Origin of the sequence: Bacillus alveayuensis (genome assembly GCA_030812955.1) — a bacterium.
Lineage (GTDB): Bacteria > Bacillota > Bacilli > Bacillales > Aeribacillaceae > Bacillus_CB > Bacillus_CB alveayuensis.
The window spans coordinates 211,843-222,361 of record JAUSTR010000003.1 but is presented as its reverse complement, the minus strand read 5'-3'; the positions used below and the strand labels follow the sequence as shown (position 1 = coordinate 222,361).

Below are 10,519 nucleotides of genomic sequence, written 5' to 3'. Positions count from 1 at the left end.
TAAGAAATAATGTTAGGAATTTTGTCGAAAAATATTTTTTTGACACCCCTGAAACGGCTACAACCGTTGATATATCAACATTTATAGAGGGAGGAATGCGATGAAATTAGAAAAGCATCATTACAAAGCCATACTTGAGTCGTTAGAAGACCCGGTGATTGTTGTGTTGAAGGATAGTACGATCGTGTATATAAATGAAGCCTATTCGCGCCAGTTCAATGTTCCTTCTGAAAAAATTATAGGCCGTAAGTTAAAGGAAATTGAGGAAAATGCAAGAATTTTGAAAGTATTAGAGACCGGTGAGGCTTTAATTAACGATTGCAGCTATGTTCATTCATTAAAAAGAGATGTCTACGCCAACATTACACCTTTAAAAGATAATGGAAAATTAATAGGGGCAGTTACTATTATGAAAAATTTAAATGAAATAACGAAGCTGCAAAACGAGCTGGAACGTTATAAGCGGTATTCGATGCAACTTGAAGGGCAATTAAATCAAGATCATTTCTCGTTGCTTGAAAGCCAGGTGCCACAAATGATTAGTGCTGTCAACATTGCACGAAAAGTTGCGGGAACAGATGTAACGGTTATATTGTATGGAGAGAGTGGCGTAGGAAAGGAAGTATTTGCAAAAGCCATTCATGAAGCAAGCACCCGCAAAGATAAACCGTTTATCCCCATCAATATGGCATCTATTCCAGATAATTTATTGGAAAGTGAATTATTTGGCTATGAGGAAGGGTCGTTTACTGGTTCTAGAAAAGGAGGAAAGAAAGGGCTTTTAGAATTAGCCAATGGAGGTACTTTATTTCTCGATGAGGTTGGCGAAATGTCCATGAAAGTACAGGCAAAGCTTCTCCGTGTTATTCAAGAACGAGTTTTTCATAGGGTTGGCGGAACAAAGCCATATTCACTTGACGTTCGCATTATTTGTGCAACGAACCGAAATTTGAAAGAACTGATTAAGAAAGGAGCATTCAGAGAAGATTTATATTATCGCTTAAATGTTGTTCCAATCCATATTCCACCCCTTAGAGAGAGAAAACAAGATATTCCATATATTATTAGTAATCTATTAAATAACTTGATCCTGAAATACAAAAAGCCTGTCACGATGCCTGATGAAATTTATGACATATTGCGTAATTATGATTGGCCAGGGAATATTCGCGAATTAAGTAATGTGCTTGAACGAATGCTAGCCGTTTGCAATCGACCGAAATTTGAAAAGTCTGATATTCCAGAATATATTCAACATGTGTCTGATTCTTGGACTGCAAATGTCTATACAAAATCTTCTAAAAAGGATCACACGAGCTTAAATGATGTTCTTGAACAAATCGAAAAGACAAAACTTCTTGAAGTGATGGCAAACAGTCGAAACAGGACAGAAGCGATTAAGAAATTAGGAATAAGCAGAAAAACCTTTTATGCAAAATTAAAAAAATATGGAATTAAATAAAATATTTCGAATGTACACAAAGTGTTTCAGAAAGAAACGCTTTTTTGTTTCAAAAAGAAACAACTATTCTTGTTTCCTTCGTTTTTATATCCAATTTTTTGATGATATGTGGTAAAGAAAAGCTGGCACAGTTTTTGCATAATATACAATTGAGAAGATGTTTAATGGAAATCTAGTATTTAAGAATCGTTTTCATTTAAAAATATTTGCATGCATGAGCAAACTTATATTGGTAAGGTGATGGAAATGAAAGTAAATATTAAACGGATTGAACCGAAAGCAAAAATAACGGTTCAAGAGAGTGCTGGGCTTGCAATCGTCACGTTATTTCGTCCACATTTAAAAAATGCTCTAAGTTCAAAGATGTGGCAAGAGCTAACTGAAATAGGTGAACATATTTGTGATAATCCAAAAAATAAAGTGCTAGTGCTCCGTGGTTCCGGCAATCAATTTACAGCTGGTTCAGACATTAAAGAATTCCATCAAATGACGGTTGAAGAAGCAGAACAAGCTTTTGTATATATGGAAAAAGCGATTTCTACGTTTGAAAAGCTTCCGATTCCGACAGTAGGTGTCATAAATGGACCAGCAATGGGAGCAGGACTTGAGCTCGCGCTAAGTTGTGACATCCGTATTGGCTCTGAACAAGCTAAAATGGGGATTCCTGTTGGACGGCTAGGAATTAAACTAAATAATAAATTTGTCAAACGATTAGTAGATTTGATTGGTCCTAGTCGAACGAAGGATTTAGTATATACAGGTCGAATCTTTGATGCAAAAGAGGCATATCAGCTTGGCATGTTGAATTATTTAGTAGAAGAAAAGCAGCTTGACCGTTTTGCAATTGAAAAGGCAAGAACGATTGCTGAACAATCACCTGCCTCATTGCTTGCCGTTAAGCAGTCTGTGGCAAACTGTATCAACAGTATCGAGGAGCTTTGGAAAACAGATACCAACTTTGTAGATCTGCGAGATTTTCCTGAAGGCATCGCTGCTTTTGTTGAAAAGAGAAAACCAGATTTTAAGAGAAGAACAAATTAGTAAAAGAAAAGGGGAGTTATGGAAGTGCTTTATATCAATGGGGAATGGCAGGAATCGAAAACAGGGGAAACGTTTGTTTCTTTTAATCCAGCAACTGGCGAAAAAATTGGTGAAGTTGCAGATGGAACGAAGGAAGATGCAAAACGCGCAATTGATGCGGCATATGAAGCATTTACACATTGGTCTTCTTTAACCGCTTACGAACGGTCGAGTTATTTATATAAAGCATATGAGTTGATGATGGAGCGGAAGGAGGAGCTTGCGAAGCTCATGACTATTGAGCAAGGAAAGCCGTTGAAAGCATCGCTCAACGAGGTGCAATACGGCGCAGATTTCTTGCTTTGGTATGCAGAGGAAGCAAAACGATTATACGGTCAAACGATTCCTTCCGCACGAAAGGACCAGCGCTTTATAGTCATCCAGCAGCCTGTCGGAGTAGTAGCAGCGATAACACCTTGGAACTATCCAATTTCGATGATTACGAGAAAAATAGCACCTGCCATTGCAGCAGGATGTACAGTAGTGCTGAAGCCTGCTGAACAAACACCATTATGTGCAATCGAAGTATTTAAGGCATTTATTGATGCAGGAATTCCAAAAGGGGTCATAAACCTTGTAACAACAAGTCAACCAGCACCAATTGGAGAGGAATTCATCGAAAATCCAAAAGTACAAAAGCTTACGTTTACGGGTTCTACTGCAGTCGGAAAATTTTTAGCAAAGGGTGCTGCAGGAAACATGAAGCGTGTTTCGATGGAGCTTGGAGGTCATGCGCCATTTATCGTGTGTGAAGATGCGGATCCTGTCCATGCAGCAAAAGGTGTTTCGCTCGTGAAGTTTTTAAATTCAGGCCAGGCATGTATTAGTCCGAACCGAATTTTTGTTCATCGAAACATGCTGGAACCATTTACTGAAACCTTTGTCAAGCGTGTGGAAAAGATGAAAGTAGGAAATGGTCTAAATGAAGGTGTAACCATTGGCCCACTTGTTGATGAACAAGCCATCAACAAAGTTTTCAATCAAGTTAAAGATGCTGTTCAAAAAGGTGCAGAGCTTGTTGTCGGTGGGGAAAGGCTTACCTTTGGTGAATTGGAGAAAGGCACATTTTTTGCTCCAACCGTTTTGAAAAATGTTACAAGTAATATGCTAATTTATCACGAAGAAACCTTTGGGCCTGTAGCACCCATCATTCCATATGATGACGATGATAATGTGTTAGAAATGGCGAATGATACAAATTATGGATTGGCAGCTTACGTGTATACAAATGATGTAGCACGAGCGATTAAATTGTTTGAAGGTCTTCGCTTTGCAATTGTTGGCATCAATGATATTAACCCTACTTCAGCGGCGGCCCCATTTGGTGGAATGAAAGACAGTGGTATTGGACGGGAAGGGGGACATGAAGGCATACAAGAATATTTAGAAACAAAGCTAGGTGGGTTTTCGGTTAAATAAAAAGAGCCGATTAAGGCTCTATTTATTTGCGCTATCGGCTCAAGATACTGACTGGCTGAAAGGTGGGAGCCATCTTTATTTGGATGCTATAGAGCGTTTAAATTCTTTATTCACTGATTCGTTCATCTGTAGTTTTTTTACTTTTATATGAATAGAGCTTAATTCAACGTTCATGTACTGATTGAAATCTGTAAAGATTTTTTGTTGGGCTTTTTGATGTACATTCATTATATTTTCGTTTGGAATTTGCTTGGCTGTTACTTCAATGATTAAGTAAGGTTCTCCAGTAAGCTTAACATCGATGGAATGAACATGGTCAATGATTTCAATTTCTTTGCAAATCAGCTTGATGATTTTTTGAAGGACACCCTCGGAAATATGGATGGACCCTTTTTGGAAATTCGGTTGAACGATTGTTGTTTCGCCGATTTTTTCTTTTTGTGGAGAAAAGAAGCTTTTCCCTTTGGAAATGATTTTTTTAAAAAAGCTTTGATCGACTTGAACATAAGGAATCGGGATTACATGCTTTCCTTCTGTTCTTCTAGTGTATAAGGCTATACTAATTTCACTGGATGTGCGAACATCCTCAACCGTTAAATAATGATCGATTTCTCCTAGCTCAAGCTTTTTTGCAATTTTCTTTACCATGTTGACAGATGTACCAATTAATAAAATTTTGTTGATATTTAAATTTTTAATGGCGTCTTTTACTTCTTTTGCATGCTTATCATCATGAAAAATAGCACGCTTGACCGCTTTCATCGTATTTTTTTCAAACTTGGCGGATGTCCCTGCCACTCGTTTCCCGTTATAAATGAGCAATCCATCGTCTATCATTGCAGGAATGTTATATTGATAAGCGACAGATAGGGCGCTTGTGCTTTTCCCAGTACCACTTGGTCCTGTTAAAACATAAATCTCCATAATTCACCTCATACGATTTTTCGTATATATTATTTCTTCTCCAAGCAACGAATTTTCCCTTTTCTTAAAGTCTCTTTTTTAAAGGCTGTTTTCGTAAACTTTGTTGCTTTTCGACTGTCTATGAACCGAACAAAGCACGTGGTCGGACAAATCACATTTGTCCGACCATCGACTTTTGTTCGGTTCACGTCACGCTACACGCGTGACATAGCAAGCGTTTCGCTTGTTTGACAGTCGAAAAGCTATCGTATAGTAAAGCAACAATCTTTTAGAAAAGAGCCTTTCTAAAAGATTGCTGTTTTACTAAAGCTTTTCAACTGTTGGAAAGCTGCAAAGTTTTCAAAAACAAACTAAAAAATATTTTCGCAATGTTGTTTCTGTAGGTGACAGTTTTATAGCTAAACGAAACAATATTGTTTCCCTAATGAAACAAAGTAAATCATGAAAATAAGAAAAGTACTAGGTTGACGCTCGAAAAGAAGTTGGCATAAAACTTGCGATTATAAAAAGTGAATGAGTTAGAGAAGAAAGGATGGGGAGAAAGGAGAATGTCAAAAGTAAACTTTTCGGTCGAGAATCAAATTGGGTTTATTGAAATTAATAACCCTCCTGTAAATGCACTTGACCAGGAATTATTAAATGAGCTGTCAGTACTTCTTGACAACATTTCAAACGAGATTGATGTTCTGATTATTTCTGGCGCTGGAGAGAAGGCGTTTGTAGCAGGTGCTGATATTGGTGAATTTCCGCAGTTATCGAAGGAAACAGGCGAACAATTAAGTTTAAATGGGCAACGTGTCTTTAATAAATTGGAGGCAATGCCGCAGCCAGTCATTGCTGCAATTGATGGTTTTGCCCTTGGGGGAGGTTTAGAGCTCGCGTTAGCTTGTGATTTTCGGATTGCGACCACGAGATCCCAGCTTGGCTTACCGGAAGTGAAGCTCGGTATTATCCCGGGTTATGGTGGGACTCAGCGTCTTGCTCGCTTGATTGGTCCCGGTAAGGCAAAACAGTTCATTTTTTCAGGCGAATTTATTTCAGCTGAACAAGCAGCGCAAATTGGATTAGTAGAAGAAGTAACAAATGAATCTGCCATTGATGAAGCAAAGCGGTGGGCGAAAAAAATTCAAAGCAGAGGGCTATTAGCTGTTTCAGCGGCAAAAAGAGCGATTCATGAAGGGCTTCAAACAACCTTACAGGAAGGGTTAGCTCTTGAAGCTAATCTGTTCGGTGAAATATGCGAAACAAAAGATAAAAATGAAGGTGTCACAGCTTTCTTAGAAAAAAGAGAGCCTAAATTTATGAAAATATAGGGGGAATCGAAGTGATAAAAAAAGTTGGTATTGTTGGGTTAGGAACAATGGGTTCAGGGATTGCCCAAGTATGTGTCGAGGCGGGATATGAAGTAGTGGCAGTTGAACAAAAGACTGAATTTTTTGAACGTGGATTAAAGCAAATCCAAAAAAATTGGGAGCGTTCGATTGAGAAAGGGCGAATGAGTGAAGAGAAGAAGAAAGAAGCAGAAGAGCTTCTAACAACCACTACCGATATGAATGAGCTAGCAGACGTTGATTACATCATCGAAGCAGTTAGTGAAAACCTTGAGCTGAAAAAGGAGCTTTTTAAAGAGTTGGATCAGATCATAAACGAAGAAACGATTCTTGCCAGCAATACATCAGGGTTAAGCATTACGGAAATGGCCAGTGTGATGAAAAATCCTTCGAAAATTATGGGCTGTCATTTCTTTAATCCTGTACCCGTTATGAAGCTCGTTGAATTGATTCGAGGTTATGATACAAGCGAGGAAACATATCGTGTTTCAAAGGAATTTGTAGAATCACTTGGAAAAGAGACGATTGATGTGAAAGAAGCGCCTCTATTTGCGGTCAATCGAATATTAGTGCCAATGATCAACGAAGCGATTTACGTTTTACAAGAAGGAATAGCAAGTGCAGAAGATATTGATAAAGGAATGAAACTTGGTGCGAATCATCCAATTGGTCCACTTGCCCTTGCAGATTTAATTGGCCTTGATACATTGTTGTTCGTTCAAGATTCGCTATATGAAGAAACGCAAGATTCGAAATATCGTTCTGCTCCATTGCTTCGTAAGCTTGTACGGGCTGGGCATCTTGGCAGAAAAACAGGCAAAGGGTTTTATTCTTACAAATAATTGAAAGGGAGGATTCGGCATGTATGTAACGGTTGGAGGTTTAATCGAATGGTCGGCTAACAATTATCCTGATAAGCTTGCCCTTGTTTATGCTGACAAACAGCAAAGATGGACTTATCGGGTATTAAATCAGAAAGTTAACCAGTTTGCTGGGGCGCTGCAAAAACTCGGTGTTCAAAAAGGCGATGTCGTTTCTACTTTTCTCTATAACACAAGTGAGTTTGTTCTTGCTCTTTTTGCTTCAGCAAAAATTGGCGCAATCTTTAACCCGATCAATTATCGACTCTCGTCTCATGAATTACACTTTATTCTTTCGGATGCCCGCTCGAAAGTGCTGCTGTATGAAGAAGCGTTAAAAGATACTGTTCAGAAGGTGATTGAACGCGGAGTTGAGACAGAGCATTTCATTTATGTGGATGACAATCAGCCTGATCATTCTCTTTCTTTTTATCAATTGCTAGAGGAGCAAAACGGACAATTATTGAAGGAAGACGTAACAGAAAATGACCGATATATCATGATGTACACAAGCGGAACAACTGGGCGTCCAAAAGGTGTCATTCATCGCCATCGCAGCATGGTGCATCATAACTTTTTAATGATGCAGTGTATGGGGCTTACAAAAGATGATATTGGATTGTCAGCCGCACCGTTAAACCATACGGCAGAGCTTCATACATCGTTTTTACCTCGTGTACAAGTAGGTGCGACAAACATCTTAATGCATTCTTTTGATCCAAAAAAAGTACTTGAAACAATTGAAAAGGAGAAGGTAACGCATTTGTTTGCAGCCCCTACGATGGTAAATATGCTGCTTCATGTTGACAACTTTGATAGCTATAATCTTACTTCACTGAGATTACTAGGTTACGGCGGTGCTTCTATGGCTCCTGTATTAATCAGGGAGTTTCAATCTAGAGTTGGAGCCGATCTAGTCCAAATGTATGGAACGACAGAAATGGGGCCAGTGATGACCGTATTATATCCTGATGAACAGCTGCCTAAAGCAGGTTCTGCAGGAAAAGCGGTGATGACGCATGAAGTACGTATTGTACGCCTGCAAGAGGATGGCAGTCCGTCACATCCAGACGATCTATGCGAGGTCGGAGAAATTGGTGAAATTATTGTAAAAGGACCGTGTGTCATGGAAGGATATTATCAGCGCCCAGAAGCTACTGATAAAGCCCTTGCCTTTGGCTGGTATCATACTGGTGATATGGGTTCTTATGATGAAGATGGATATATTTGGATTAGAGATAGAATGAATCATATGATTGTATCTGGTGCTGAAAACATTTATCCGCGTGAAGTAGAAGATTATTTACTTGAACACCCAGATGTGTTAGAAGCAGCAGTGATTGGGCAGCCTGATCCGACATGGGGACAAATCGTTGTCGGATGTATTGTTTTAAAAGAGGGAAGCACCCTGACTGAAGAAGAACTTGATCAGTTTTTAGTGAATGGCGATAAATTGGCAAAATATAAACGGCCTCGTAAGTATGTTTTTTTAGACCGTTTACCGAAGACTCCTAGTGGTAAGATTCAGAAGTATGTTTTAGAAAAAAATCTTCAAAATGCATAAGAAAGGGGTATGGGGATGTTTTTCGAGTTATCAGATGAGCACAAAGAAATAAAAGAGAGCATTCATCGATTAGCACAAGAAAAGATAAAACCAAGGGCAATTGAAATTGATGAAATGGGTGAATACCCAATGGATATAAAGGATTTACTTGCTGAATACGGTTATTTAGGTGCGAACATTCCGGAAGAATATGGAGGTTCAGGACTTGATTTATTAAGCTTTTGTATCATTGTAGAAGAAATCGCTCGTGTGTGTGCATCATCTTCACAAGTAGCTGTTGTGCAGGAACTTGGGTCATTGCCTATTATGTTAGGTGGAAGCGATGATTTAAAGCGCCGTTATTTGCCTGATATTGCGTCTGGAAAGAAAATTGCGGCTTATGCTTTAACCGAGCCGAATGCAGGATCTGATGTACAAAGTTTGGAAACAACAGCTGTTCGAGATGGAGATGAGTATATTTTAAACGGACAGAAAATGTTTATCTCCAACGGCGGAGTTGCCAACGTCTATACCGTTTTTGCCAAAACAGATAAGGGTATGACAACATTTGTAGTTGATGCCGATACACCTGGGTTTCATGTAGGTAAATTAGAGAAGAAAATGGGCATTAAAGGATCACCAACGGCACAGCTTTATTTTGATAATTGTCGAGTGCCTGCCGAAAATATCGTCGGTGAAGAAGGGAATGGCTGGATTCTTGCCATGAAAACCTTCGATAAATCAAGGCCTACAGTTGGAGCACAAGCGCTTGGCATTGCTCAAGGAGCGTTAGATGTATGTCTTCAATATGTACTGGAAAGAGAGCAATTCGGAAAGCCGCTTTCATCCTTTCAGGCCGTTCAATTTATGATTGCTGATATGGCAACCCAGATTGAAGCTGCTAGATGTCTTGTTTATCGTGCCGCCTCAAAAGTAAATGAGCTAAGCTCAACAGGGAAAAATCCAGAATTAATTAAAGCTTCATCAATGGCGAAAATGTATGCGTCAGATGTAGCCATGAAGGTCACAACAGACGCTGTACAATTATTAGGAGGGTACGGATATGTTCAAGAATATTCAGTAGAACGAATGATGCGAGATGCGAAAATTACACAAATTTATGAAGGAACGAACCAAATTCAACGAATGATTATTGCTAAAAATGTTCTAGGAGGAGTACGATCATGAAGCCACTAACATTTTTCTTTATTCATGGTGCAGGCGGAACGATCAGCAAATGGAGAAAAGTAACAGAACGTTTAGGTGATATCCCTTTTGAAGTTCATAATTTGCCGGGTCATGACCATGATAAGAGAGCAGTGCCTTCTACTATTGAAGAGTTTGCGAGTATGTTAAATTCAGAGATTAGAGAGGATGTCATTGTCGTTGGCCACTCAATGGGAGGATTAATTGGAATTGAATTGGCGGCAATTAATGAGAAAGTCAAAGGGCTTGTCCTTGCCAATAGTCATTACGAGCTCCCTGTTCACCCGAAGATATTAGAACAGCTTTCAACGGGTGTTTTCCCTGATTCATTGTTCTATGCTTCTTACGGAAAGAGTACAGATAAACAGTTGTTATATGAAGAAAAAGAGGAGCTTCACAAAAATCCGATGAGGGTAACGATAAATGATTTTGAATGCTGTGCTAAATACAAAAATGGAGAAAAGGTGTTAAAAATATTAAACATTCCTGTACTTGCAGTGATTGGCGAGGAAGATAAACTATTGCCACCTAATGCTAAAGAACAATTAATGAAGGTCAAACCAGATATTCAAATAAAGAAAATGAAAGGGTCAGGACACTATTCCATGCTCGAAAAAAGCGAAAAGTTTACAGAAATAATTCTTGAGTTTCGTGATGCTGTTCAAAATTGTGAAGCTTCTTGCCATTAATTTTA

9 protein-coding genes are annotated in these 10,519 nt (G+C 38.8%); 8 read left to right on the top strand and 1 reads right to left on the bottom strand.

The window, feature by feature from the left end; translation table 11 throughout:
- The first annotated feature begins 100 nt into the window (after positions 1 to 100).
- The 3 genes from J2S06_RS06945 to J2S06_RS06935 all read left to right on the top strand — a co-directional run bounded on the left by J2S06_RS06945 (position 101) and on the right by J2S06_RS06935 (position 3,961).
- Entirely contained in the window at positions 101 to 1,462 is a 1,362-nt protein-coding gene (locus J2S06_RS06945) for a sigma-54 interaction domain-containing protein (RefSeq protein ID WP_419151784.1), read from the top strand.
- Positions 1,463 to 1,708: 246 nt separating this feature from the next.
- Entirely contained in the window at positions 1,709 to 2,503 is a 795-nt protein-coding gene (locus J2S06_RS06940) for an enoyl-CoA hydratase/isomerase family protein (protein WP_419151783.1), read from the top strand.
- Positions 2,504 to 2,521: 18 nt separating this feature from the next.
- Positions 2,522 to 3,961, top strand: a complete 1,440-nt coding sequence (locus tag J2S06_RS06935; RefSeq protein WP_419151782.1) for an NAD-dependent succinate-semialdehyde dehydrogenase — start codon at positions 2,522 to 2,524, stop codon at positions 3,959 to 3,961.
- A gap of 75 nt (positions 3,962 to 4,036) precedes the next feature.
- Here J2S06_RS06935 and J2S06_RS06930 read toward each other — a convergent pair whose 3' ends face one another.
- The gene (locus J2S06_RS06930; RefSeq protein ID WP_419151781.1) at positions 4,037 to 4,885 is read right to left on the bottom strand and encodes a hypothetical protein; all 849 of its coding nucleotides are present in this window, start codon (positions 4,883 to 4,885) and stop codon (positions 4,037 to 4,039) included.
- A 548-nt stretch (positions 4,886 to 5,433) separates the two neighbouring features.
- Here J2S06_RS06930 and J2S06_RS06925 point away from each other — a divergent pair.
- Genes J2S06_RS06925 through J2S06_RS06905 form a run of 5 tightly spaced genes read left to right on the top strand, consistent with a single transcriptional unit; the run spans position 5,434 to position 10,514 of the window.
- On the top strand, positions 5,434 to 6,198 hold the full coding sequence (locus tag J2S06_RS06925; protein WP_419151780.1) for an enoyl-CoA hydratase/isomerase family protein: 765 nt from the start codon (positions 5,434 to 5,436) through the stop codon (positions 6,196 to 6,198).
- Positions 6,199 to 6,212: 14 nt separating this feature from the next.
- Positions 6,213 to 7,058 (top strand): 3-hydroxybutyryl-CoA dehydrogenase, encoded by an 846-nt coding sequence (locus tag J2S06_RS06920; protein WP_419151798.1) that lies wholly within the window; start codon positions 6,213 to 6,215, stop codon positions 7,056 to 7,058.
- A 19-nt stretch (positions 7,059 to 7,077) separates the two neighbouring features.
- The gene (locus tag J2S06_RS06915; RefSeq protein ID WP_419151779.1) at positions 7,078 to 8,640 is read left to right on the top strand and encodes a long-chain-fatty-acid--CoA ligase; all 1,563 of its coding nucleotides are present in this window, start codon (positions 7,078 to 7,080) and stop codon (positions 8,638 to 8,640) included.
- A 15-nt stretch (positions 8,641 to 8,655) separates the two neighbouring features.
- Positions 8,656 to 9,807 (top strand): acyl-CoA dehydrogenase family protein, encoded by a 1,152-nt coding sequence (locus J2S06_RS06910; RefSeq protein WP_419151778.1) that lies wholly within the window; start codon positions 8,656 to 8,658, stop codon positions 9,805 to 9,807.
- The gene (locus tag J2S06_RS06905; protein WP_044747569.1) at positions 9,804 to 10,514 is read left to right on the top strand and encodes an alpha/beta fold hydrolase; all 711 of its coding nucleotides are present in this window, start codon (positions 9,804 to 9,806) and stop codon (positions 10,512 to 10,514) included. The genes J2S06_RS06910 and J2S06_RS06905 overlap by 4 nt, the downstream gene beginning before the upstream one ends.
- Positions 10,515 to 10,519 lie beyond the last annotated feature (5 nt).

What these genes read in the sequence shown, in the direction of transcription:
- J2S06_RS06945 (WP_419151784.1), top strand. Translation starts at nt 101, where the DNA reads ATGAAATTAGAAAAGCATCATTACAAAGCCATACTTGAGTCGTTAGAA.
- J2S06_RS06940 (WP_419151783.1), top strand. Translation starts at nt 1,709, where the DNA reads ATGAAAGTAAATATTAAACGGATTGAACCGAAAGCAAAAATAACGGTT.
- J2S06_RS06935 (WP_419151782.1), top strand. Translation starts at nt 2,522, where the DNA reads ATGGAAGTGCTTTATATCAATGGGGAATGGCAGGAATCGAAAACAGGG.
- J2S06_RS06930 (WP_419151781.1), bottom strand. Translation starts at nt 4,885, where the DNA reads ATGGAGATTTATGTTTTAACAGGACCAAGTGGTACTGGGAAAAGCACA.
- J2S06_RS06925 (WP_419151780.1), top strand. Translation starts at nt 5,434, where the DNA reads ATGTCAAAAGTAAACTTTTCGGTCGAGAATCAAATTGGGTTTATTGAA.
- J2S06_RS06915 (WP_419151779.1), top strand. Translation starts at nt 7,078, where the DNA reads ATGTATGTAACGGTTGGAGGTTTAATCGAATGGTCGGCTAACAATTAT.
- J2S06_RS06910 (WP_419151778.1), top strand. Translation starts at nt 8,656, where the DNA reads ATGTTTTTCGAGTTATCAGATGAGCACAAAGAAATAAAAGAGAGCATT.
- J2S06_RS06905 (WP_044747569.1), top strand. Translation starts at nt 9,804, where the DNA reads ATGAAGCCACTAACATTTTTCTTTATTCATGGTGCAGGCGGAACGATC.